The 23,517-nt window shown below is 59.5% G+C and carries 24 protein-coding genes; 17 read left to right on the top strand and 7 right to left on the bottom strand.

What is annotated here, in order from left to right:
- Positions 1–7 precede the first annotated feature (7 nt).
- Together dnaN and dnaA are read right to left on the bottom strand one after the other, a co-directional pair.
- Complete coding sequence (dnaN, locus tag U2H20_RS08295; protein WP_430593619.1) at positions 8–1,147, bottom strand: DNA polymerase III subunit beta; 1,140 nt, start codon at positions 1,145–1,147, stop codon at positions 8–10.
- A gap of 501 nt (positions 1,148–1,648) precedes the next feature.
- On the bottom strand, positions 1,649–3,079 hold the full coding sequence (gene dnaA, locus U2H20_RS08290; protein WP_430591819.1) for a chromosomal replication initiator protein DnaA: 1,431 nt from the start codon (positions 3,077–3,079) through the stop codon (positions 1,649–1,651).
- Positions 3,080–3,368: 289 nt separating this feature from the next.
- Here dnaA and rpmH point away from each other — a divergent pair, with 289 nt between their 5' ends.
- The 8 genes from rpmH to U2H20_RS08250 all read left to right on the top strand — a co-directional run bounded on the left by rpmH (position 3,369) and on the right by U2H20_RS08250 (position 10,897).
- On the top strand, positions 3,369–3,506 hold the full coding sequence (gene rpmH / locus U2H20_RS08285) for a 50S ribosomal protein L34 (RefSeq protein WP_021010601.1): 138 nt from the start codon (positions 3,369–3,371) through the stop codon (positions 3,504–3,506).
- Between the two features lie 11 nt (positions 3,507–3,517).
- Positions 3,518–3,844 (top strand): ribonuclease P protein component, encoded by a 327-nt coding sequence (gene rnpA, locus U2H20_RS08280; RefSeq protein ID WP_430591818.1) that lies wholly within the window; start codon positions 3,518–3,520, stop codon positions 3,842–3,844.
- Positions 3,841–4,131, top strand: coding sequence for a membrane protein insertion efficiency factor YidD (yidD, locus tag U2H20_RS08275; protein ID WP_430591817.1), 291 nt, complete (start codon positions 3,841–3,843; stop codon positions 4,129–4,131). Before rnpA ends, yidD begins: the two co-directional genes overlap by 4 nt.
- A gap of 7 nt (positions 4,132–4,138) precedes the next feature.
- Positions 4,139–5,101 carry a membrane protein insertase YidC gene (gene yidC / locus U2H20_RS08270; RefSeq protein WP_430591816.1) on the top strand — a complete coding sequence of 321 codons (963 nt, stop codon included), beginning with the start codon at positions 4,139–4,141 and terminating at the stop codon, positions 5,099–5,101.
- The gene (locus tag U2H20_RS08265) at positions 5,101–5,670 is read left to right on the top strand and encodes a protein jag (RefSeq protein WP_430591815.1); all 570 of its coding nucleotides are present in this window, start codon (positions 5,101–5,103) and stop codon (positions 5,668–5,670) included. The genes yidC and U2H20_RS08265 overlap by 1 nt, the downstream gene beginning before the upstream one ends.
- 20 nt (positions 5,671–5,690) lie before the next feature.
- Entirely contained in the window at positions 5,691–6,320 is a 630-nt protein-coding gene (gene rsmG, locus U2H20_RS08260; protein ID WP_430591814.1) for a 16S rRNA (guanine(527)-N(7))-methyltransferase RsmG, read from the top strand.
- Positions 6,321–8,801: 2,481 nt separating this feature from the next.
- The gene (locus U2H20_RS08255; RefSeq protein WP_430591813.1) at positions 8,802–9,695 is read left to right on the top strand and encodes a ParA family protein; all 894 of its coding nucleotides are present in this window, start codon (positions 8,802–8,804) and stop codon (positions 9,693–9,695) included.
- On the top strand, positions 9,692–10,897 hold the full coding sequence (locus tag U2H20_RS08250) for a ParB/RepB/Spo0J family partition protein (RefSeq protein ID WP_430591812.1): 1,206 nt from the start codon (positions 9,692–9,694) through the stop codon (positions 10,895–10,897). Before U2H20_RS08255 ends, U2H20_RS08250 begins: the two co-directional genes overlap by 4 nt.
- A gap of 172 nt (positions 10,898–11,069) precedes the next feature.
- On the opposite strand, the gene trxA is transcribed toward U2H20_RS08250, so the two are convergent.
- Genes trxA through U2H20_RS08225 form a run of 5 tightly spaced genes read right to left on the bottom strand, consistent with a single transcriptional unit; the run spans position 11,070 to position 16,655 of the window.
- Positions 11,070–11,384, bottom strand: coding sequence for a thioredoxin (gene trxA / locus U2H20_RS08245; protein WP_430591811.1), 315 nt, complete (start codon positions 11,382–11,384; stop codon positions 11,070–11,072).
- Between the two features lie 8 nt (positions 11,385–11,392).
- Complete coding sequence (trxB, locus tag U2H20_RS08240) at positions 11,393–12,337, bottom strand: thioredoxin-disulfide reductase (protein ID WP_430593618.1); 945 nt, start codon at positions 12,335–12,337, stop codon at positions 11,393–11,395.
- Positions 12,338–12,393: 56 nt separating this feature from the next.
- The gene (locus tag U2H20_RS08235; protein WP_430591810.1) at positions 12,394–12,774 is read right to left on the bottom strand and encodes a hypothetical protein; all 381 of its coding nucleotides are present in this window, start codon (positions 12,772–12,774) and stop codon (positions 12,394–12,396) included.
- A gap of 58 nt (positions 12,775–12,832) precedes the next feature.
- Complete coding sequence (gene murJ, locus U2H20_RS08230; RefSeq protein ID WP_430591809.1) at positions 12,833–14,467, bottom strand: murein biosynthesis integral membrane protein MurJ; 1,635 nt, start codon at positions 14,465–14,467, stop codon at positions 12,833–12,835.
- A 55-nt stretch (positions 14,468–14,522) separates the two neighbouring features.
- Positions 14,523–16,655 (bottom strand): DUF6049 family protein, encoded by a 2,133-nt coding sequence (locus U2H20_RS08225; protein ID WP_430591808.1) that lies wholly within the window; start codon positions 16,653–16,655, stop codon positions 14,523–14,525.
- 70 nt (positions 16,656–16,725) lie between these two features.
- Here U2H20_RS08225 and U2H20_RS08220 point away from each other — a divergent pair, with 70 nt between their 5' ends.
- The 9 genes from U2H20_RS08220 to U2H20_RS08180 all read left to right on the top strand — a co-directional run bounded on the left by U2H20_RS08220 (position 16,726) and on the right by U2H20_RS08180 (position 23,510).
- Complete coding sequence (locus tag U2H20_RS08220; RefSeq protein ID WP_430591807.1) at positions 16,726–18,189, top strand: CCA tRNA nucleotidyltransferase; 1,464 nt, start codon at positions 16,726–16,728, stop codon at positions 18,187–18,189.
- 165 nt (positions 18,190–18,354) lie between these two features.
- On the top strand, positions 18,355–18,729 hold the full coding sequence (rpsF, locus tag U2H20_RS08215) for a 30S ribosomal protein S6 (protein ID WP_430591806.1): 375 nt from the start codon (positions 18,355–18,357) through the stop codon (positions 18,727–18,729).
- A 2-nt stretch (positions 18,730–18,731) separates the two neighbouring features.
- A complete protein-coding gene (locus U2H20_RS08210; protein ID WP_430591805.1) occupies positions 18,732–19,271 on the top strand; it encodes a single-stranded DNA-binding protein in 540 nt (179 codons plus the stop codon).
- A gap of 55 nt (positions 19,272–19,326) precedes the next feature.
- Positions 19,327–19,581, top strand: a complete 255-nt coding sequence (gene rpsR, locus U2H20_RS08205; RefSeq protein WP_430591804.1) for a 30S ribosomal protein S18 — start codon at positions 19,327–19,329, stop codon at positions 19,579–19,581.
- A gap of 14 nt (positions 19,582–19,595) precedes the next feature.
- A complete protein-coding gene (gene rplI / locus U2H20_RS08200; protein WP_430591803.1) occupies positions 19,596–20,048 on the top strand; it encodes a 50S ribosomal protein L9 in 453 nt (150 codons plus the stop codon).
- Positions 20,049–20,641: 593 nt separating this feature from the next.
- Complete coding sequence (dnaB, locus tag U2H20_RS08195) at positions 20,642–21,928, top strand: replicative DNA helicase (protein WP_430593617.1); 1,287 nt, start codon at positions 20,642–20,644, stop codon at positions 21,926–21,928.
- A gap of 120 nt (positions 21,929–22,048) precedes the next feature.
- Complete coding sequence (locus U2H20_RS08190; RefSeq protein WP_430591802.1) at positions 22,049–22,690, top strand: hypothetical protein; 642 nt, start codon at positions 22,049–22,051, stop codon at positions 22,688–22,690.
- On the top strand, positions 22,687–22,926 hold the full coding sequence (locus tag U2H20_RS08185; protein ID WP_430591801.1) for a hypothetical protein: 240 nt from the start codon (positions 22,687–22,689) through the stop codon (positions 22,924–22,926). The genes U2H20_RS08190 and U2H20_RS08185 overlap by 4 nt, the downstream gene beginning before the upstream one ends.
- Positions 22,923–23,510, top strand: a complete 588-nt coding sequence (locus U2H20_RS08180) for a hypothetical protein (RefSeq protein WP_430591800.1) — start codon at positions 22,923–22,925, stop codon at positions 23,508–23,510. The genes U2H20_RS08185 and U2H20_RS08180 overlap by 4 nt, the downstream gene beginning before the upstream one ends.
- The last annotated feature ends 7 nt before the right edge of the window (positions 23,511–23,517 follow it).

The raw sequence follows: 23,517 nt of genomic DNA, 5'->3' as shown, positions 1-23,517 counted from the left end.
TCAGGTGTTAGCGAAGCAGCAGGTTCGGCTGCAGCAGGTACTTGAAGTCGGTCGGTTCGGTCGAATCACGAGAGGTCTGGCCGGTGATCAACATCGGCCCCGGCTTGTTCGTGTTCTCGGTCTTCGTGAACGAGACTCGGACGAATTCGCTGTGCGTTGCACCGAGTCCGTCGAGCAAGAACTGCGGCTTGATCGACAGAACGATTTCTTCACCGTTCAAGACGCAATCGAGCGTTTCGTTGGCTTGCGCCTGCTCGCTTCCGATCGCTTCGAGTGTGACCTGGCCCTCGCTGAACGTGAATCGCAAGGCGGCTTCACGTTCGAGCACGAGCTGCACGCGACGAGTTGCTTCGACCAGATCCGCAGTGTTCAGGACCGCGTAGTGCTCGACCGATGCTGGGAACAACCGCCCGACCGGTGGGAAATTGCCCTTGATGAGCAAGCTCGTGACGGTCTTGTCGGCTGCACTGAAGGCGATCTGCTGCCGGTCACCAGGCTCGCTCATCGTGATCTCGATCGTTTCGGCGTGACCGAATGTCTTTCCGACTTCAGCGATCGTGCGAGCTGGCACCAAGGCGCTCAACGCTGAGGTGTTGCCGGAATCCCAGTCGATTCCGCGAACCGAGACTCGGTAACGGTCTGTGGCGGTGAAGCTCAACGTCTGCTCGGAAGCTTCGAGCTGCACACCTGTGATGACCGGGGTGACGTCTTCACGCGAGGCCGCCACGGCAACCTGTGCGATCGCTTCGGAGAAATCACTGCCGCGAACGAGTCCAGTGTGGCCTTCGACAGCAGGAACGGTCGGATATTCCTCGATCGGCATCTTCAGCAGCGAGAAACGGGCGCTGCCACAGGAGATCTTGACGGAGGCTTCATCGTCTTCGATGACCACGACCGACTGCGGAAGCTTGTTCGCGATGTCGTTGAGGAGACGACCAGAAACCAAGATGACGCCAGGTTCGGTGACTTCGGCACTGATGCTCGTTCGCGCCGAAACCTCGTAATCGAAGGTCGAGAGCGTCACAGAGTTTTCGTTTGCCTCGATGCGGACTCCCGTGAGAATCGGCAGAGTCGTGCGCTGCGGCAAAAGCTTCACTGCAAACGACACGGCGTCGCTGAAAACATCGCGATTGATGTTGAATTTCACGGCAAGGACCTCCAGGGATGTTCGGTTTGTCATTCTGTCACAGACCGAAACCAGCCAGCAGGGCTCCGGCGTTCAATGTTGTGGGCTCTCTCATCTCATTTCAAATCTCTCTAAGACTTATAACGCCTGTTGAAACTGTGGAGGAATGACAAGTTTCGGGACGGTGACCGGGAACTACACGCGTGCAAGTTGTGGAGCGGCTGTGCATCGAATCACAAAACCGTCATGAAACTCGTCGGAGCGAATGACACGTTTCCACACGGAGCTCCTGAGTTCTCCACATTTCGTCCGGCGCGGCACACAGAGTTCCACAGGGGGTGTGGAAACTGAAAAAACTTGTCATTCAGGCTGTGGATTCTCGGTGAGGAGCCACTCGTAGCAAGGAATCTGCGCATCGCCCGCTCGATCGACAGGGCTGCTCGCTGTCCTCGGCCTCCGAGGGAAAAGAAAAACCCCAAACCCGTGAACATCGGGTCTGGGGTTCCGTAAAGAGGCATCGCGCTAGCGCAGCGGCCCCTGCTTCACGCGACCGGTGAGCTCAGTCACCTGCGTGTAGACGCTTCGCTTTTCTTTCATGAGCGCCTCGATCTTCTTGTTCGCGTACATGACGGTCGTGTGGTCGCGGTTGCCGAACAGCTGGCCGATCTTCGGCAGGCTGAGGCTCGTCATCTCACGACAGAGATACATCGCGATCTGTCGAGCCTGAGCGACCGTCTGCGACCGTGACGAGCCATACAGGTCGTCAACAGAAAGCTTGAAGTATGCCGCGGTGTGACTGATGATGTCGCTCGGCGAGATCACGGCCTCTTCATCGAAGGAGAAGAGATCCTTCAGCACGGTCTGTGCAAGATCCATGTCGACGGGCAAGCGGTTCAAACTTGCGAACGCGGTCACGCGGATCAAGGTGCCCTCGAGTTCGCGGATGTTCGACTTCACCTTGTCGGCGATCACCGTGAGAATTTCGTCGGGCACCGGAACGGTCTCGCTCTGCGCCTTCTTCCGGAGAATTGCGATGCGTGTTTCGAGATCGGGAGCTTGGACGTCCGTGATCAAACCCCACTCGAAACGCGAAACCATGCGGTCTTCGAAACCGGTCAGGTGTTTCGGGGGGAGGTCCGAGGTGATCACGACCTGCTTGTTGTGGTCGTGCAGGGTATTGAACGTGTGGAAGAAGGCCTCTTGCGTCGAATCCTTGCCCTGCAAGAACTGAATGTCGTCAATCAGCAGGATGTCGATGTCGCGGTACCTCGCCTGAAAAGACTGCGACTGGTTGTTGACGATCGAGTTGATGAAATCGTTCGTGAACTCTTCGCTCGAGACATATCGAACGCGGATCCCCGGGTAGAGACTCATTGCGTAGTGGCCGATTGCGTGCAGCAAGTGCGTCTTGCCGAGGCCGGATTCGCCATAGACGAAGAGCGGGTTGTAGGCCTTGGCCGGAGACTCGGCGACGGCGAACGCCGCCGCGTGGGCGAATCGGTTTGAACCGCCGATCACGAAGTCATCGAAGGTGTACTTCGGATTCAGTGAGTTCTCCAGTCTCCGCTGAGCGAAAACGTCGGCAGTTTCTGCGTATGACGGTGCTGGAGCTGCCGGAAGCGTCGGCGTGGGCTCAGGAGCGACAAATGAAGAACTGTCGCTGGTCTCTGGAAGACGTTCGCTCGGCTGCAAATCCGGGTTGACGACGATCTTGAACGACTCGATCTGGCCGGAGTTATCCACAATGGCTTCTGTGATCGGAATGCGGAGTCGCTGCTCCAGCATGTCGCGCGTGAGATCGTTCGGAACATCGAGGTAGAGCACATTGCCCATGACCCCCTGTGGCTCCGCGAGGTCAAGGAATCCCTGCAAAGAAGGCTGAACCCGGGTGTCGGTCCGCAGCACGGTCAACACTTCAGACCACAGTTGCGGGATCGGAGTCGAGTCAGTCATTCGGGTGTGGTTCCTCACAGTCGAGACAAGTTTTCCACAGCGTTGTCCACCGAATACTTCTCAGCAAGACTTCAAGATCGCTTGCCCTCTCCAAGGGCAACAACGATGTGAATCACAAGAGTAAACCGCGATACCGCACTGCTTGCAAGTTGTCTTCGATTTACGACGGCGTGGCGAGTTTCCGGCGTGGCCCTGTTTGACGAATCGTCACAAATTGCCTATCTTGAATAGGTTGCCTAATACGGCAAAGTAGCTTCCGGTCATCAGCACCGAACCCCTTGGAGTAATCATGAGCAAGCGTACGTTCCAACCGAACAACCGCCGTCGCGCCAAGAAGCACGGCTTCCGCCTCCGCATGCGCACCCGCGCAGGTCGCGCAATCCTCGCAGCGCGCCGTCGCAAGGGCCGCACGGAACTCTCGGCGTAAGTCGTATTCCGGTGGCGCTGCCGACGGCCAACCGGGTGAAGGCCGGCGAAGATTTTCGCCGCATCACTCGCACTGGTCGTCGCGTTCGCACCCCTTTCGCAATTGTCTCAATCGCGACTCCAGGCACGTCGGAGTCGCGATTTGGCTTTGTGGTCTCAAAAAAAGTAGGCAACGCAGTCGTTCGAAACCGCCTTCGCCGGCGTCTCAGCGAAATCGTTCGAGCCGAACTTCCGCTGGGTGACCCACACGACGTGGTCGTACGGGTACTTCCTGCAGGTGCGGACGCCGACTTTGATACCCTCAAATCAGTAGTTGTCCCCATTTTGAGGTCTCGATGAGAACCCTCGTACTGATCCCCCGCAACGTCGCAGCGTTCATCCTCGGTTTGTACAGGCGATTCATTTCTCCCATCTACGGAGATGTGTGCCGGTATTACCCGAGTTGTTCGTACTACACCTTGCAGGCGATACAGCAGTACGGAGTGATCCGAGGCGTCTGGATGGGAACGCGACGGATCGCTCGATGCCACCCGTGGGCTGAAGGCGGAATCGATGACATTCCGGAACCGCGACGGCGGTTCAGCACAACACCGTGGGGATTTGTAACCCCGCACAAGGAGCACTGATCCACCCATGGACTTCTTCGGCACTTTGATGTGGCCCATCAAGTACGTACTTGAGGCCATCCTTGCTGGATTCCACTGGGTCGTGGAGGCAGCCGGCGTCGACGGCGCGAGCGGCCTCGCCTGGGTGCTCGCAATTGTCGGGCTCGTGCTCGTCGTTCGCACTGCGATGATCCCGCTGACCGTGAAGCAGATCGTTTCCTCGCGTCGCGCGCTCGAAGTAGCGCCAGAGGTCAAGCGGATCCAAGACAAGTACAAGGGCAAGAAGGACCAGTTCTCTCGCGAGGCAATGCAGCGCGAAACCATGGCCGCATATAAGAAGGCCGGAACGAACCCGCTCGCTTCGTGCTTGCCGATGCTCGTTCAGATGCCGGTCTTCTTCGGTCTCGTTACGGTTCTGACGACCGCGAACCGCGGTGATGCAGGTGTTGGTTTCATGACCAAGCCGCTTGCTGATCAGTTCGGATCCGCACAGTTGTTCGACGTCATTCCGCTGCACATGACCATGCAGCAGGGTTTTGAGCAGGGCAACTGGTACGTCGTATCGCTCGCAATTCTGCTCGTCGTCATCATGACTGGAACGCAGTTCTTCACGCAGCTCCAGATCATGTCGAAGAACCAGACTCCTGCGATGAAGGAGTCACCGATGTACCGCCAGCAGCGTGTGCTGCTGTACATCATCCCGATCTTCCTGATCATCACGGGCTACATGTTCCCGCTCGCGACCATGTTCTACTGGCTCGTCTCCAACATCTTCACGATGGTGCAGCAGTTCATCATCATCCACAACATGCCGACCCCGGGCTCCGATGCAGCGCTCGCTCGCGAGGCCCGACTTGCTCGCAAGCGTCAGCGTCAGGGATTGCCGCCGCTGGAAGACGAGAAGGCGGACGACACTCTGGTACAAGAAATCGGCGGCCAGCGTGTGCAGCCGAAGCGAAAGACCCCGAAGAGTAAGCGCGGAGGAAAATAGTGACGAACGCTGAACAGGACCTCGCGGTCGAGGAGAACGAAGTCGTCGAGAAGAACGATGCTGTCACTGACGACACTGCATCGGAATCCGAGGAATCGCTCGATGGTGACGCGGTAGACCCGAGCGACGAAGGTGAAATCGCTGCGGACTACATCGAAGAACTGCTCGACATCTGCGATCTCGATGGTGACATCGAGATCGAGCGACGAGGAGCTCGAGTACTCCTGACCGTTGGAACTGCTGACGACGAGTCATTGCAGAATCTCTCCAACAAGGATGCGGTCGCTGCGTTGCAGGACCTCACCCGCTTGGCTGTTCAGGCGCGAACCGGCGAGTTTTCTCGTCTCGTGCTTGACGTCGCCGGTTCTCGTGACGCGCGAGCCAAGGAACTCGAAGACCTGGTCGATGCTGCAGCTGAAGCAATTGAGGGCGGCGCGGCGGAGTTCTCAATGCCGCCGATGTCCTCCTACGAACGTAAGGTCGTGCACGACCTCGTCTCAGAGCGTGGCCTCGAAAGCGAATCTCAGGGTGAGGGCTCTGCTCGTCACTCGGTGATTCGTTCCGCCTAAGCGCACGTTACTTCGCATCTGTGTCTGACACTCTCGAACAAGAGCCGGCGGCAGCGGTTTCGCTCTTTGGCGATCGCATCGAATTGGCACGCCAGTTCACCGCTTCGCTCGCTGAACACGGTGAGACACTCGGCCTCATCGGTCCTGTCGAACTTCCACGCTTGTGGACCCGCCACGTTCTGAACTCGGCACTGATCGCTCCCCTGCTACACGGTCGAGTCGGTGATGTCGGCTCCGGTGCGGGACTCCCCGGTCTGGTCGTGGCAATCGCTCGTCCAGATGTTGAGTTCTTCCTGATCGAGCCGATGGAACGCCGGTGTGCCTGGTTGACCGAGGAATCTGATCGTTTGGGTTTGCAGAACGTGACGATCATTCGCGCGCGGGCAGAAGAAGCGGAGGTCGGATTCGGTCTCGACCAGGTGACCGCGCGAGCAGTTTCCGCCTTGTCCACACTGATTCCCATCACGGCTCCCTTGGTGAAAAGCGGCGGCGAGCTGTTGTTCTTGAAGGGCGCTCGTGTTTCTGAAGAGATGACGAAGGCCGCAAAGGCGATGCGGAAAGCGCGACTCGAGAATGCCGAGGTTATTGAACTCGGGGCGGAACATGATCTTGAGATCACTCGAGTGTTTCGCGCGACGGTTGATCCCTGATCCCTGATCCCTGATCCCTGATCCCTGATCAGTGGTCCCGATTCCTGTATTCCTGGATCAGTGACCCGTGACCGTTTGGAACGGAAATCGGAGTCAGCGCGGCGTAGACATCTCGTGGTAAAGGGCGTCCTCGGGCCAGCCGCTACCCCCATTAAGGGGTGTTATTTCATTTGATGATCTCTCTGACGCCCATTCTGGCTCTCCAGGAACGATTTTGAGCATCTTCGAATCGACTCGTTTCGGCCAGGATCCTCCAAAATTGCTCTGAGACGCTCTCTGTTTGGGAAATTCAGGCGAGATTTTCCCCGCTCGAACACGCTTCGTCTCTGGTAAAGAGCTCCCCTGATCTCACGATCGTGCGACACGGGTTGATCTAAAGATCACGTATGAGCTTGGCTCCTCACGATTTTCGTCATCATCGTCGTGATCATCGCTCCGTGATCGACGATTTTGTGATGGGGCTCTACGGAGCGTGTCTGCCACTCAACGCGCTGGCGCATCGTACTTTCCTGCTTCACCGTACGTGTTCGAGGATCAGTTCTCACCACGTCTCTCTATTCCCCCCCGGGTCTTGGCGCCGAGAGTGAGTTCTGTCCTCCTGTCCTCCTGTCCTCCTGTCCTTCAGTTCTTCAGTTCGGTGAGGGGTCACGTGGGCGAGCTGCGGTTGTTGTTTCACGTGAAACATTTCGGATAATCCTGACTTCTCAGGGCCTTAGTGGAGTTTCAAATGTACGGATCCGAAGTAGCTTCAAGCTTCACGTTTGGAGTGCCGCGACTCCTAGTGGCGGGATGGTCAGACGCCAATGCCTCTGACTCAGGTCGTAACCGAGTATCCACAGAAACACTGACGCTGCGGCTTGAGCCACATTCGATCGTGGGTGTCGAACGCGGAAGCAGACCCGCATGCCGAGCGGTTGTGCTCAGAAGGAACGGTCTGAATCCCCAGGTCACCGCAAGGTTTCTTGCGTCATATCGACAGGTGCGAAACACGTCGGAAACTACCCGGTCGGACTCTCAACGAGCGAAATTGCAATTGTTTCACGTGAAACATCAACGAGCGTGTCTGGTTGATATCGGGATTCGGGCGTTAAAAGGTCCGCCTCAGCGCGTGTTGCACATGGAGAGATGGCGACGAAGAGGCGAATCTGTGCGAATTGTTGAACCACCCAGCGCGCGAATCGCGATTGAAGGATCGACTGCCCATTCGCTGGATTGTGGAGGCGCAGGTCGGCGCGGACTCGTCGCCACCGGATGAGCAATGATGAGGGTGACTGCGGTTAATGCAGAACCGTTGACGGTAGATTGGTGCGTTTGCTGCGTGTACCTCCGAAGGAACCGTCGCGTAGTGACGAGTAGGAATCGCACGGCATTCGCGTGAAGAACAATAAGAGACTCAGATTGGCCGAGTATCGAGGCTGCAACGGAACTGACTGTCTCTGACCGCTGCCCTGGCCACCTTGCTGCGCAGCCTCGGGGACGCCTAGTTCCCATCCGCTTAGCGATCGCATTGTCCGATCACCGAGAGCGCGCACGGATGTTTCACGTGAAACAAAGTGTGAAAGTGGGAAACCCTCGAAGTCATCCGATCGCGAGTCGCGAGTTCTACGCCTTACTCGCCAGGTGCAAACGGGCGAGAATCTTTACACCGGCCAGACGACGCGACAGTTCGTGGTTACACCGACCTCCTAATAGCCGCGCACTCGAAGCCAGATCACGGGATCGGTCACAGTGCAAACGTTTCACGTGAAACATTGGGTGTCTCATCGCAGTGGCATCATGCCGGAGAGGGTGAGGCGGGCTCTTCGTCGATCCAGTACCCGCGAAGTGATGATGTGCATCTGCATGGACTCACTTCGTGGATTGCGGCCTGCGGCCTGCGGCCTGCGGCTCTCGGAACGGTGGCCGATGTCGGTGTCCGATGTCGGTGTCCGGTGCCGAGTGCGACGGTCCACACACCGTGGTCGAACAAGACCCAAAATGACACGCGAAATGTTGACAGGGAGGCCTCGACAAAAGCGAGCGATCATCCACTTTCGGGGACAGGGACGAGGTCCATACATGTTTCACGTGAAACACCCTGTGTTTGGTCGAATCCACCGCGAGAGTGAGCACCTGCAACACTGATTGCACGCTTGTGGACAACTGTGGATAACCGAGTCGATATGTTGCGCAATCTCGGGCGTGCAATGCGCCGGGCCGGAATCTCGATCTGCGAACATCGTTGCTATAACTGGCGAGTACAAGGATGTCGGCTTTCCAAATGCACGAGCCGGAGAACCCCCTCGTTGCTGCAAGGTTTTCCACAGGTTGGGGGTACCCTGTGGAAGAGCGCACCGCAAGACGCGACCTCACAAAACGCAAGTTCAACTTGTTTCACTCGACTAGCTGAGTCAAAATGGAGCATTACCGAGAAGCGGTTCCCTCAGGGACAACCGCTTCGATCAACACAATGTTTCACGTGAAACATCGATGGGATTTTGAGTGTCAACGCCAGGTACATACGAGTCGACTCCGATCGCTCGCGAACTCGCGAGCCTTGCCCAGCGACGTCGCTCTCTCGAAACCGTGGGGAACGCACCACTTCCCGATAAGACCCGGGTCATCACGGTTGTCAATCAAAAGGGAGGGGTCGGAAAAACGACCACGGTCGTCAATCTGGCTGCAGCACTCGCGAAGAACGGGGCTCGAGTCCTCGTCATCGATCTCGATGCGCAAGGCAACGCATCGACCGCGCTCGGGATCCCACATCACGCCGATGTGCAAAGCTCCTATGAGGTTCTCCTCGAGGGAATTGCCATCAAGGATCTTGCTGTCGAAAGCAAGGAGGCACCCGGTTTGATGTGCCTGCCGGCAACGATTCACCTTGCCGGAGCCGATCTCGAGCTCGTCAACATGAACCGACGAGAATTCGCTCTGAGCGACGCGATCGAGGACTACCTCAACACGGCCGCAGAAGTACCGCATTACATCCTGATCGACTGCCCACCATCACTCGGGCTTCTGACGATTAACGCGTTCACCGCCGCAACCGAGGTCTTGCTCCCGATTCAGTGCGAGTACTACGCGCTCGAAGGTGTCGCGCAACTCACGGACACCATCGCGCGAATCCAGCAGCACCTGAATCCCTCGCTCCAGCTTTCGACCGTTCTGCTCACGATGTACGACGGACGAACGCTCCTGTCGCGTCAGGTCGCCGACGAGGTCCGTGGGCACTTCCCTGAAGTCACTCTTGAGGCCATCATTCCGAGGTCGGTGCGTGTCTCTGAGGCACCAGGATTCGGCCAGACCGTTGTGACCTACGATCCAAACTCTCCAGGAGCCCTCGCATATCGCGAAGCGGCCATTGAAATCGCAAAACGAGGGGTCGCGCAATGAGCCGACGTACAGGTCTAGGCAGGGGTATTGGCGCGCTCATCCCCACGAGCTCGCGTGACGAGACCAACGACCAAGCGCGGGAAGGTGAGGACCGTCCCGTCGACGTGTTCTTCCCAACCGGGCGGAAAGCGCCGGCCGCGACGAGCAAGGACGCTCCAGCATCGAACTCGTCAAGCGAAGCAGTTCAGCCAAGCGCGACAGTGAAGCAACGCGGCAAGGCGCAAAAACGCACATCGATCCCCGAAAATTCGGTCGCCAACGTCTCTCGCCGTCGCTCGAGTGCCCCAGCGACACCGTCCGAGGATGCGTCTGCTTCCGATGCCGCGGGCGTCTCCACTGAAAGCGACGACAGCGCAACGCAGAACGACGCAGTCGCGCTCGTTGAGGTTCCTGGTGCCAGGTTGCTCTCGATTCCGCAACTGGACATCACCCCAAACCGAAACCAGCCGAGAACCGAGTTCGACGAGGATGACCTCGCAGAACTCGAGCATTCCATTCGTGAATTCGGCGTTCTCCAACCAATTGTGGTTCGACCGTTGGTTGACGCGACCGAGGCGCCGTTCTACGAGCTCGTGATGGGCGAGCGCCGTTGGCGAGCCTCCCAGCGTGCCGGTCTCACCAGTATTCCTGCGGTCGTCAAGGACACCGCCGATGACGCGATGCTCCGCGACGCGCTGCTCGAGAACCTGCACCGAGCGCAGCTCAATCCGCTTGAAGAAGCCAGTGCCTACCGGCAACTCATGGACGATTTCGGAATCACACAGGAAGACCTTGCGCAGCGAATCGGTCGAAGCCGACCGCAAATCAGCAACACCATTCGCCTCCTCAAGCTCCCGGAAGCAGTGCAGTCGAAGGTTGCTGCAGGGGTGCTGAGCGCAGGGCATGCTCGAGCGATTCTGTCGTTGTCCGATGCTCCGGCCATGCTCAAGCTCGCCGACAAGATCGTGAACGAAGATCTCTCGGTTCGCGGTGCGGAGGCTGCAGCGAGTGCGGTGTCCGTAAGCAAGCCTGCAGCGTTGCCACGAAAGGGATCACTGCAGTATGGCCTCGATGAAATCGCAGAACGTCTCGAAGACCGCTTGAACACGAGAGTTCGAGTCGCCCTTGGTCGGAAGAAGGGGCAGGTCGTAATCGACTTCGCCACGGTGGAAGACCTGAACAGAATCCTCTCCGAACTGGGCGAAGAGCGCTTCTCGGGGTAGGTTGACGCCGTCGATCACGCTCTTCAATGGCAACGTTCTGCGCCTGATCCGAGGTTTTTATAGAATTTCGGCAGCACACCCGAAGCTGATCGAGAAACTGAAAGAGGGACGCCCGGCATGTGCCGGGTGTCCCTCTTTCGTTCAAACGTTTGCTGACGCGTGCAGCGAGCGCCTACTTCAGGTAGTCAGCGAGTTCTTTTTCGAACTGTGCCTTCGGACGAGCGCCGATGAGTTCCTTCGTGACGTTGCCGTCGACGAAGAGCTTCATCGCTGGGATGCTCGTGATCTGGTACTGCATCGCGATTTCCGGGTTCTCGTCGACGTTGACCTTGACGACCTCGATCGACTCGTGTTCCGCGTCGATTTCTTCGAGGATCGGTCCAACGGCACGGCACGGGCCGCACCAAGCTGCCCAAAAATCAACGAGAACGGGGCGTGAAGCCTCGAGGACGTCGCTCTGGAAGCTGTCGGTAGTTACATCCTTCATTTTTCCTCCTAGTGAGTACTGACCGGAGTGACATCCTTGGCGGCTGCCAAGAAGTGTTCGGCGTCGAGCGCTGCCACGGTGCCGGAAGCGGCCGCGGTCACCGCCTGACGGTACGTTGGGTCGATCACGTCGCCGGCGGCGAACACGCCTTCGACTGATGTTCGGCTACTGCGGCCGTCGACAGCGATGGTGCCTTCGGCGGTGAGTTCGAGCTGGTTGTGAATCAGGTGCGTGCGAGGGTCTGAACCGATCGCGACGAAGACGCCGTCGACTTCGAGTTCGCTGGTCTCGCCAGTGACGGTGTCGGTGAGTTCTACGCCGGAGACCTGGGAGTCACCGTGAATCGCCGTGACCTTCGCGTTCATGACGAATGAGATCTTCTCGTTGTTTCGTGCACGTTCCAGCATGATCTCGCTCGCGCGGAACTGCTCTGAGCGGTGCACGATCGTCACGGATGACGCGAACTTGGTCAGGAACTGCGCTTCTTCCATCGCACTGTCGCCACCACCGACGACGACGAGCTTCTTTTCGCGGAAGAAGAACCCGTCGCATGTGGCACACCAGGAGACGCCGTGGCCGCTCAGACGGTCTTCATCTTCGAGACCGAGTCGGCGGTATGCAGAGCCGGTCGCAAAAATAATCGTGCGAGCTTCGAGCACCTGATCGCCGACGTGCACGCGCTTGACCGGGCCGTCGAGTTCGAGCTCGGTCACGTCGTCGAGTCGCACGTCGGCACCGAAACGCTCAGCCTGCTGCTGCATCTGGAACATGAGGTCTGGGCCTTGAATTGCCTCTGGGAAGCCGGGGAAGTTTTCGACTTCGGTGGTCGTCATCAGATCGCCACCAGCGGTCACGCTCGATGCGAGAACGATCGGTTCGAGCTTCGCGCGGGCAGCGTAGATTGCCGCGGTGTATCCGGCCGGGCCGGAACCAATAATGATCAGATCGTGCACGCGAATGCCTTTCGTTATCACGGGGCCATTCGACCCCGCAGCAGTGAAAACAGAGTCTAGCCCCGAGGTATTCCCGGTGCTTCCAGAACGCTCAGGAGGTCGCCGGTGACCGCATCGACCACGAGGATTCCAGTGCGCGGCCACTCGCTCGTTCGGTGGGCGACAGGGGCAGGCAGTCGAGCGTGCCGGCGTCGGTCCCAGGAATCGACCACGGCACCGTTCGTGGCATCGACGAAGACGACACTGGGGTGTGAAACGGCGAGAGCGGAGGAGTGATCACTGTTCCACCATCCGTTGAAGCGCAATGGCTGCACAGGAGGTGCGATCGCCTGCGGCGCTGCGTCTCGTGAGCGCCCGAGTGCGGCACCGAGAGCTGCCGCGGTCGCTGCCGCAGCACCGAGTATCAGCGGCACGAGGATCCGAGCTGGTGATGCCATGCGGTGACGCTCCTTCCGGGTGGTACGAAAACTGTATGCGACCGGGCTGGTCTGCGCGCTACTTTCCGCGAGCAGGGCGGAAGCGAGCCATCACGAGGTCGAAGGTGGAGCGGAAGTCAGGGTTCTTCGTGATGTACAGGATGCCGAAGTACACGCCAACGACCACGAGACCCGAAATTCCGCAGGTCGTCATTGCGCCGAGAATATTGCGAGAGCCGAATCCGCCGTCCGTGTAGCCACCGAGGCCCCAGACGATCAAGCCGCCGGGAACGATCGCGATCAAGCCGTAGACGAGGTACTGAATGTGTCGCATCGCGATGAGTTTGAGTCCGAACGCGCCAATCTTGCGGCGAACGAGAATTAACCAGACTCCGGCCGAGATGAGGTTTGCACCGGAGATCGCGAGGGCACACCCGGCGATGATCCATTCTGGCGGCAGGTTGCGGACGAGGGTGAGCAGGACCACCGTGACCACGAGTCCGAAGATGGAGTAGAAGAACGCCGTCTTGGTGTCATCGAGCGCGAAGAACACACGCTGGAGCACGTATTCGGTACTGAACGCGACAAGGCAGATCAGCATTGCCCAGATCACCCAGGCCATCGCCACCTGGTTCTCGAACTCTGCCTCGTATACCCGGGCGAACGGAATCGCGACGATCGCCAGATAGAGGGCGCTGATCGTCGTCAGCATTCCGACACCGCGCAGGGCGCTTGAGACATCGGTTCGGATTGCCGCGATATCGCCACTGTTCCCGTGGTGCGACATTCGAGTGAAGAAGGCGATCGCGATCGACACCGCGATGATCGAATGCGGGAGCGAGAAGAGATACCAGGAGTTCTGGAAGGTCAGGACCGTCGCGTGTTCCGTGCCAGCCATCGAGCTGACATACATCTGGTAGACGCCCTTGATCTGACCGATGACGACAACGCCGAGCAGCCACCCTGCACGCTGTCCGGTTGCCCGGAGCCCGACTCCTCGCCACCCGAAGTCGAATCGGAAGGTCAAGCCTGTGCGCTTGAAGCAGAGCACGAGTACGACGGTCTGCGCGACCACACCGAGGGTCGTGACGCCTCCGATGACCGCGATCATCTCTGCGCCCCAGGTGTCGATATTGAGTCGCCGGCCACCGAAGAGGTAGATGAATCCGGCGAATCCGGCGATCGAGATGATGTTGTTCGCGACCGGCGCCCAGGTAAACGGCCCGAAGCGTTTCCGCGCGTTGAAAATCTCGCCGATCAGGGTGTACATCGCATAGAAGAAGATCTGCGGCATACACCAGTACGCGATCGCGATGGCAAAGCTGATCTCAGCGGCAGTGAAGCCGGACTCGCCTTCTGCCGCCTGGTGCACGTACAGCTGCGTGATCCATGGGGCGAGCAGGGTTGCGAGCACGGTGATTGCGAGGAAGACAGTGCCACCAAGGGTGATGATCTTGTTGACGTATGCCTGCCCGCCATCTTCGCGGAGACTGGCCTTCACGATCTGTGGCACGAGCACTGCACTCAAAACACCACCGGCGACGAGCGCATAGATGTTGTTCGGCAGTTGGTTGGCGAGCCCATACGTTGCACCGGCCTGCGACGCTGTCGCACCAATTGCGGCGGTCAGCATGATCGACTTCCCGAAGCCGAGGACGCGAGAGACCAGGGTGCCTGTTGCGATCAGCGCACTCGCCCGACCTACTTCACTCATGCAAGTACCTTCCAGTTCACGAGCGAGAGCCCGTCAGTTCGCACCGCTGATTGTGTCATGCCTTCGGGGCGGGGTCACTCGAAGCGTGGTTTGTTTCGGCTGCAGATTCTTCCGCAACAGCGTTGTCGAAGTCACCGTGCGCTTCGCCGCGACGGCGCTTACGAATACTTCGCCAAACTCCAAAGCCCAACAGCAGTGCAACTGCGATGCCGAGCGACCAGAGCAGGATCGTTTCTACCGCTGGTTCACTCCCGACCTGAATTTGCACCGGGCTGGCGACAGGATCACCGTTCACCGACGACAGGGTGACGGTGACGATCGTGGACCCACTTGCGACGGCTCGAACAGGCACACTCACGCGTTGCTGCGTTTCTGGTCCGATCGTGACATCGACGGGCCCGTCGGGAAACACCAGCACTCCGGTGTTCGCTCGACCTGTGATTCGTACGGTGACCGCTTGTGGGAGCGAGTTCGTCACTGTAATCGGAAGCGCGGTCGTATCTCCCACGACCTGAATATTGCTTCCGGGAATGATCTGCACCGATTCGACGATGCTGGCGTTGACGGCTTCGAACTCGTTACCGATCGTTTCCCGATCTGCTTCTGGGAGCCATGCGTCGAGGGCTGCGACCAGTGCGAGCCGGCGTTCGGCGAGCAGAATTCGTGCGTCGTCGAGGATCGTCGAGAACGTTCGAACACTCTGTTCCGAGTTCACGAGAGATTGCGCGCGATCAGTGTCGTATTCGGGCCCGGTTTCGTCAACCAGTGCGACTTCTCGCGAGGGTGCGCTCTTGGCGTCGTCGAACGAGGCGTACCGAACCCACGGTGCGTTGTCGAGCGCCTGAAGCGTTGAGCCCAGAGCCGCATCGTCGTCGGTGATTGGGAGCACTGCAACCAGATTTCTCGGAGAACTTGGAAGTTCCCTTGTGATGAGAGAAAGAAGACCGAGGGCGTCTGCGGTCGCTGCGTTGCGATCGACTTCCGAATCGCTCGAGATGCTCAGGTCGAGCAGAGTCTGGAGCTCCGAGTCGGCAACGAGCAGCGCTGCCTCATCGAGTGTCGCAGCAGCATCGAGCGTCGCATTCCCGAGGAACTCATCGGTGAAATCGCCCGGAATGACGAGCGTTGAATCCGGGTGTGAGGCCGCGTAAGAAGTGACGAACTCTTCGTCGATCGCGTAGTTCTGGAGGTCGACGATCGACGGAAGGGAGCCGGGCAGGGCAGTGGCGTCTGCGGCAGGCACGAGTGAACCATCGGGCCTCGGAATAGTCGAGGGCGTAATGGTGGAATCGATGTCGTGCAGCACGACCGGGTCTGCATTTGCGTATTCAAGGAGCGAAACGCGAGCCGCGATCTTGCGCAGGTCTTCGAGCCACAGTTGTGCAGAGGCCGGTGCATCTTCCCCGAGCACACGAATCGATGCGAGGACCATCGGGTCGAGCATGGCGGTAGCTCCCGAATCGATGATCGAATCGAGCTGTCTGCGCAGGGTGCCGTTCGTGGCAGTTGCGGTTGCGAGTTGTTCGGCCGTGAGGAGGCCGGTGGTGGAACGTGGCACGTTGAGTGGCACTGCAACGCTCACTGCAGTCGGCTGCGCTTCGCCGAGCGCGTTCCACACCACGATGCTGCGAGCAGGCTCGACCGGCGTATCGCTTGCCGGGACCGCAACGACGCCATACGGACCCCATGCGGTGTTCGGACGGAAGGGCAGCTCGTCTGCGGGAATCTCGATCTCGAGCGATTCGGTGGTTCCGGGCGCGATCTGCGGGAGATCGATGTTCGTCACCGATTGGATGCCCATCGTGCTGGATTCACCGTTGATCCAGTTGGAGAGGGCAAACCGCGTGGCGATCTGCCGGAACGAGATGCCGATGTTGACCGACTGCTCACTAATCCTCGTGGTGCCGAGGTTTTCGGCAGTCACCGTGATCCGGAGCGGCTGGCCCTCATCGAGGTTCGGGTTCGTGACCGCGATATCGAGATCGAGTGATTGTGGCGCAGCGGTCGTCGTCGGTGACGTTGAAGTGACGCTCGCGCTAGCTGGGCTGGTACCTCCGAGAACGAGCACGCTCAGCATGAGGAACATCGCGAGCAGGAAGGCGAAAAAAGGCTGCGTGGTTCGCCCGAGACCTCGTGAGCGCGAGAGCGAGAGTCGTTGCGCGCGCGAAGGGTGATCGGCCAGCAGCATGGATCAAGTGTAGGCACGAGTTTGGGCAGCGGTGCAGTACCCGCCCGTCTCTCTGGCAGACTCGATCTTTATGGTGAGCGTAGCTGTTGCCCTTGAGCGCCTCGAACGACTCGCATCTTCTGAACCGACCGCATCCCTGGCTGCAGCGTTTGAGCGTGCAGGATTCGAGCTCGCGCTCGTCGGGGGACCGGTACGAGATGCGTTTCTCGGCCGAACCACAAATGACCTCGACTATGCGACGAATGCCCTACCGCAGGACATCTTGAAGATCGTTTCGCCGATCGCGGCAGCGACCTGGGACGTCGGTCGCGCCTTCGGAACGATCGCCGCGACTGTGCACGGTGAAACCGTGGAGATCACGACGTACCGCTCTGATGTGTACGACGGCGAGACTCGCAAGCCGGAGGTGGAGTTCAGCGACACGCTCGAGGCAGATCTCATTCGTCGTGATTTCACGATCAACGCAATGGCATTGCGACTGCCTTCGGTGCAATTGGTCGATATCTCGGGCGGTGTCGAAGACCTGCTCGAGAACCGCTTGAACACTCCGCAGGTTCCGCAGGTCTCGTTCCGCGACGACCCGCTCCGGATGCTGAGGGCAGCCAGATTCGTCGCACAGCTCGGCGTAGAGGTCAGTCCCGCGGTTGAAGAGGCAATGCGCGAGTGCGCACCGTCGATCGCGAACATCAGCGCCGAGCGAGTGCGTGACGAACTGAGCAAGCTGCTGTGCGGCGATGCTCCGTCACCCGGACTTCGACTGCTGACCGACACGGGCCTCCTCTCGATCGTTCTGCCTGAGATCCCGGCGCTGCGGCTGGAGCGCGACGAGCACGCGCACCACAAGGACGTGTACGAGCACACCCTGACTGTTTTGGATCAGACCATCGCGCTCGAGAAGTCTCGCCACCCTGATTCACCGCCCGACCTGATCCAGCGTCTCGCTGCGATCATGCACGACGTCGGAAAGCCGCCGACGAAGCGCATCGAATCCGGCAACGTCGTCAGTTTTCATAACCACGACATCGTGGGCGCTCGGATGACGAGCAAACGTTTGAAGGCCTTGCGCTTCGACAACGACACGGTGAAGCAGGTGTCGCGTCTGGTCGAACTGCACCTGCGCTTCTATGGCTACACGGATGCGCAGTGGTCGGATTCTGCCGTGCGTCGATACGTTCGTGATGCCGGCGCGCAACTCGAGCGCTTGCACATCCTCACCCGGAGTGATGTGACGACCCGCAATCGTCGGAAGGCGCAGATCCTCGATTTCGCCTACGACGACCTGGAGGAGCGCATCAGCGTGCTCGCTGCAGCAGAAGAGCTCGATGCGATCCGACCGGACCTCGATGGCGCGCAGATCATGAAGATCCTGGATGTTCCTCCCGGTCCAGTGGTCGGGCAGGCTTACAAGATGCTGCTCGAAGCGCGGCTCGATGAGGGTGCGCTCGGCGAAGAGGAAGCGACTCGGCGGCTCAAGGACTGGTGGTCCTCCCGCTCGAACGAGCACGATGCAGGTCCGGCGAGACCGAGCAAGTAGGGCGTTGATCCCGCTGAATTCCCGGCCTTCTGCGACCGGTGCCCTGGTGCGGCGTGCGTTCGTACGTTAGAGTACGAAGGTTGTCTGGTTTCTCAGGCACGATGCAAGAACCCTCCTGCCGGGGAAAGTCTCCGGCCGTTGTAGTCCAAAGGAGGTGGGTGAAGCATGCATCAGTATGAATTGATGGTAATCCTCGACCCAGAGATTGATGAGCGCACTGTCGCTCCGTCGCTGGACAAATTCCTCAACGTCATTCGTAATGACGGTGGAACGATCGAGAGCACCGACATTTGGGGCCGCCGTCGTCTCGCTTACGAGATCAACAAGAAGACCGAAGGCATTTACGCCGTCGTGAACTTCACGGCAGAAAGCTCCACCACGAACGAACTCGAGCGTCAGCTGCGTCTTTCCGAAGCAGTCATGCGCACCAAGGTTCTCCGCGCTGAAGAAGCAATCGCACAGGTTGCTGCTGCCAAGGAAGCTGCTGACGCGAAGGCTGCTCGCACTGCGAACGCCGCCGCAACGAAGGTAGCTGAGTAGTTATGGCTGGCGAGACCATCATCACGGTTGTCGGTAATCTCACTGCTGACCCTGAACTGCGGTACACGCAGGGCGGTCTCGCGGTTGCGAACTTCACCATCGCTTCAACTCCACGTTCGTTCGACCGTCAGTCGAACGAGTGGAAGGACGGCGAGGCGCTGTTCCTCCGCGCATCCGTGTGGCGCGAATTCGCTGAGCACGTGGCACAGAGCCTGCAAAAGGGTTCACGTGTCATCGCTCAGGGTCGTTTGAAGCAACGCTCCTACGAGACCAAAGAGGGCGAGAAGCGCACGTCGCTCGAACTCGAGGTCGACGAGATCGGCCCAAGCCTTCGCTACGCAACCGCACAGGTCACCCGCTCAAGCGGCGGTGGCGGTGCTCGCGGTGCAGTCGGCGGCGGCAATGGTGGCGGAAACAACTTCGGTGGCCAGCAGGCACCTGCAGCAGAGCCCTGGGGTCAGCCTCAGCAGGCTCAGAATGCTCCGCAGGGTGATGTCTGGGGCGCGCCCGGCACGAACTACAACGACGAGACACCTTTCTAGGTCAGTCTCCCCTCATTATTTTCGAGATTCGTCTCGGTATTGAAAGAAGGACACCATGGCTGGAAAAGCCACTACCCGCAAGCCTCGCGGGCCGAAGGGCGGCAAGCCGCTCGCTCCGGCAAAGGCAATCAAGGTTGGCGTCATCGACTGGAAAGACGTTCCAACCCTTCGTAAGTTCATCTCCGAGCGTGGAAAGATCCGCGCCCGCCGTATCACTGGTGTGTCGGTCCAGGAGCAGCGTCTGATCGCGAAGGCGATCAAGAACGCTCGCGAAATGGCCCTGCTCCCGTACTCCGGCGCCGGACGCTGAGAAAGAGAAACATCATGGCAAAACTCATTCTCACGAACGAGGTCTCAGGCCTCGGTTCCGCTGGTGACGTTGTTGAAGTCAAGAACGGCTTCGCTCGCAACTACCTCGTTCCGCAGGGATTCGCTGTGCACTGGACTCGCGGTGGCGAGAAGCAGGTCGAATCCATCAAGGCTGCTCGCGCTGCGCGTGAGCACGCAACGATCGAGGAAGCTCAGGACCTCAAGGCCAAGCTCGAAGCTCGCCCCCTCACGGTTGCCGTGAAGGCTGGCGCTGAAGGCCGCCTCTTTGGTTCCGTCAAGACGCAGGATGTCTCGGACGCTGTTTCATCGCAGGGTCTCGGTTCACTCGACAAGCGCACGATCGAGATTGAAGGCTCGATCAAGTCACTCGGTGAATACAAGGCAACCGCGAAGCTCCGTGACGACATCGTCGCGAACATCACGTTGCAGGTTGTTGCTGCCAAGTAGCATCACCCTCATTGGAACGGCCCCGAGATTTTCTCGGGGCCGTTTTGCTGTCTGCGGCCTGTGTATTCGTCGTTGCGGCAAGGTTGGGCGGCCTGACGATTCCTTGCGCGCCACACCCCCATTTGAGTGCAAATTGGGGTTGCAATCGGCCCAAGTTGTTCACATTTTGTCCACATGTGACGATTAGATTTCAAAGTCTCAACGTGTGATTTAAGTGACTTTGTGGACACAGCCTGTGGAAACTAAAAACTCGGGTCAGAGGGGTTGAAACCTCGAAAACGAATATTTGCTCCACAGTGTTGTCCACAGAATTGTGGAAAGACGCGCCCGAGAACACCCAGATTTGACGGAGTTATTCACAGTGCTGTCCACAGGCATAGACCGCACAGAGTCGTACGCTTGACCAGTCCAGCACGAGCCTCGCGCGCGAGCGCGCAGGAGCACGCATCTGCGGTTCTTCCAGAATGTCGGCGGCTCCCGCCATCGTGTTGATAAAAGAAGGGTTCACAGTGACAGATCTCGCAACTCGCGAAGCCGGCCTCGATCGGGTTCCACCGTTCGACCAGCTCGCTGAGCAGTCGACGATCGGCGGAATGCTGCTGAGCAAAGACGCGGTTGCAGACGTCATCGAGAGCGTGAAGGGCGCCGACTTCTACGTGCCGAAGCACGAGATCATTTACGACGCCGTCCTCAATCTGTACTCGCACGGAGAACCGACCGACGTCATCACTGTCGGCGACGAACTCACCAAGAACGGCATGCTCTCTCGCGCCGGAGGCATTGAATATCTGCACTCCCTGACCTCGCTCGTTCCGACCGCGGCAAACGCCGGGTACTACGCCGAGATCGTCGCCGAGAAAGCAGTCCTCCGCCGTCTCGTCGAGGCCGGGACCCGCATCGTGCAGATGGGCTACGCGAGCGAGGGCGAGCCGAGCGACCTCGTGAACTCGGCGCAGGCCGAAATCTACGGCGTCATGGGCGACGACGAAGCGCACGACTACGTGACCTTGCACACTGCAGTTGAGCTCGCCGCTGCAGAGATCGATGCCGCCCGCGGGCTCGAAGGCGCCATGACCGGTGTTCCGACGGGCTTCCGTGAGATAGATGAACTCACGAACGGTCTCCACGGCGGTCAGCTTGTCATTATCGCTGCGCGTCCGGGCCTGGGAAAGTCGACCCTCGCGCTCGACATCGTCCGGAACGCCTCCGTGCATCACGACATGCCGACCGTGTTCTTCTCCCTCGAAATGGGAAAGACCGAGATCGCAATGAAGCTGCTGAGCGCCGAGTCGAACCTCGTGCTCCACAAGCTCCGCAAGGGCACCATCGAGGGCCGAGATTGGACGACACTCGCCCAGGTACGCGGTCGCGTCGCTGATGCGCCCCTGTACATCGACGACAGCCCAAACCTCACCCTGGTCGAGATCCGTGCGAAGTGCCGCCGTCTCAAGCAGCAGGCCGGTTTGCGTGCGGTCGTCGTCGACTACCTCCAGCTCATGTCGAGCGGCAAGAAGGTCGAAAGCCGACAGCAAGAGGTCAGTGAGTTCTCGCGCTCCTTGAAGCTGCTCGCAAAAGAACTCCAGGTCCCGGTGATCGCGCTCTCGCAGCTCAACCGTGGTCCGGAAACCCGCGCTGACAAGCGACCGGCGATCAGCGACCTCCGCGAGTCTGGCTCGCTCGAGCAAGACGCTGACATCGTGATCCTGCTGCACCGCGAAGACGCCTACGACAAAGAAGTCCGTCCCGGTGAGGCAGACTTCATCGTCGCGAAGCACCGCGGTGGCCCAACCGGTACCTTCCCGGTCGCCTTCCATGGTCACCTCTCGAGGTTCGCGGACATCGCGCCGGTCGAACAGTTCGGTGCGCCTCCAGCTCGCTAGTTCCACACCTCGGGTCGGCGGGAACCGGCACTCTGCTGCAGGTTTCGACCAGTCTGAGTGGAAGTTCAGCGCCGCTCGCTGTGCAGGAGAGGCAAGGCGCGTAGAATCTGTACGATCCCCATGACTGATTCTTTGACTTCCCCCAGGCCAGCCCTCCTGCCGCGTGCTCGCGGCATTATTGGCGTTGCCGTCGGGGTCCCGATTGCATTCATCCAAGATCACTCGATCCTGATCGGGCTGCTCGGCTTCGCGATCTTCGCGGCGCTGACCGCGGTCGCCATGCTGGTCTTCGGCCGAGGCACTCGCCCCGGTTGGCCGTTCATTGCCGGAGCTGCCTCGGGAATCGCCGCGATCGCCGCAGTCGCTCTCGTGTTGATCGATCCTTCGAACGAGCGGGCATTCACGCTCGTGCTGGCGGCCTGGGCACTCGTGGCCGGTGGGGCTGAGGCCTTCGGCTGGCTCCGTGCACGGTCAACGGTCGCGAGTGATCGAGACCGACGCATCGTCGCAGACTGGCGAATGGTCGCGATCTTGACGATCATTTACGGCCTCGGTATGGCGTTCTTGAACCTCGGTCCGGTTCCCACCGTCGGCACCTTTGGCGCCTACGCCGTCATCGTCGGAGTGTTCACGTTGATCGCTTCATTCTCAGCCCGCCCGATTCGTCGGGCAGAGCAGCCGAGCGCTCCAGACTCGACGGGAACGCCCGGCATCGGAACAGAATCGCCCGCCACGACCGCACCGTCAGGAGATGCACGATGAAGCCAACGCGTCGCGACAAACTGAAGCCGGTCGAGTACATCGGTTTCGCGGGCATCATCGGTGTGTTCACTGGACTCGTCGTTGCGATGGCGGTCCGCAGTCTCGAGTACGCGCTCATTTTCGGTGGCGTTGCTTTTATCGGCACGATCGTCGTCAGCGCGACCGTCATGCTCGCGGTGAAGCCGCGTGCCGAAGAATCCGAACCGCGGAACCCCATCGTGGAGGACAAGGAGTGAACCGTCGCGCCGTGATCGGCGCTGGTCTCACTGTGATTTTCGCGCTGAGCGCGTGCTCAGCACTCGGCGATGACCCGAGCGGATCGATTGCTCCCGAAGCCACGAGCAGCTCATCGAACAGCGCCGCACCATTCGCTCTCTCCGCAGGCGATACCCAGTTCGATCCCGCAGACGATGTCGCCGGGGTTGAGGCGTGCGATGGACGTTCTGCTCGAACCGTCCTCGAAGAGTTCGACCGGGCTGCATCGGAAGACCCATCGGTCGCCGGCGGTGAGACGATGCTGCAGTGCGGGTACCCGGACAGCCAAGGCTGGCTGCATATCGCAGACGGGCACACGGAGGATTTTGCGGAGATCGCCGATGCGCTCGATGTCGGCTGGGAGGACGTCGCCTGGTTCGCGATCCAGACGGCACTCGAACAGCCCACGCAGGTTGAGATGTACCGCGAGGACATCGCCAACTACGACATTTTGATCGAGCTCGTCGATACCAGCGACGGCGACCTCGTGAACTCGTGGATGGTCACGGTCGGCGTCGGTCTCGAGACGAACCGGATCATTACCTCGTTTCCCGACGAGCAGTAGGGCTCAG

This window comes from Humidisolicoccus flavus (genome assembly GCF_045689595.1).
Classification (GTDB): domain Bacteria; phylum Actinomycetota; class Actinomycetes; order Actinomycetales; family Microbacteriaceae; genus Humidisolicoccus; species Humidisolicoccus flavus.
The sequence above is the reverse complement of the archived record's forward strand: the minus strand, read 5'-3'. Positions and strand labels throughout refer to the sequence as shown.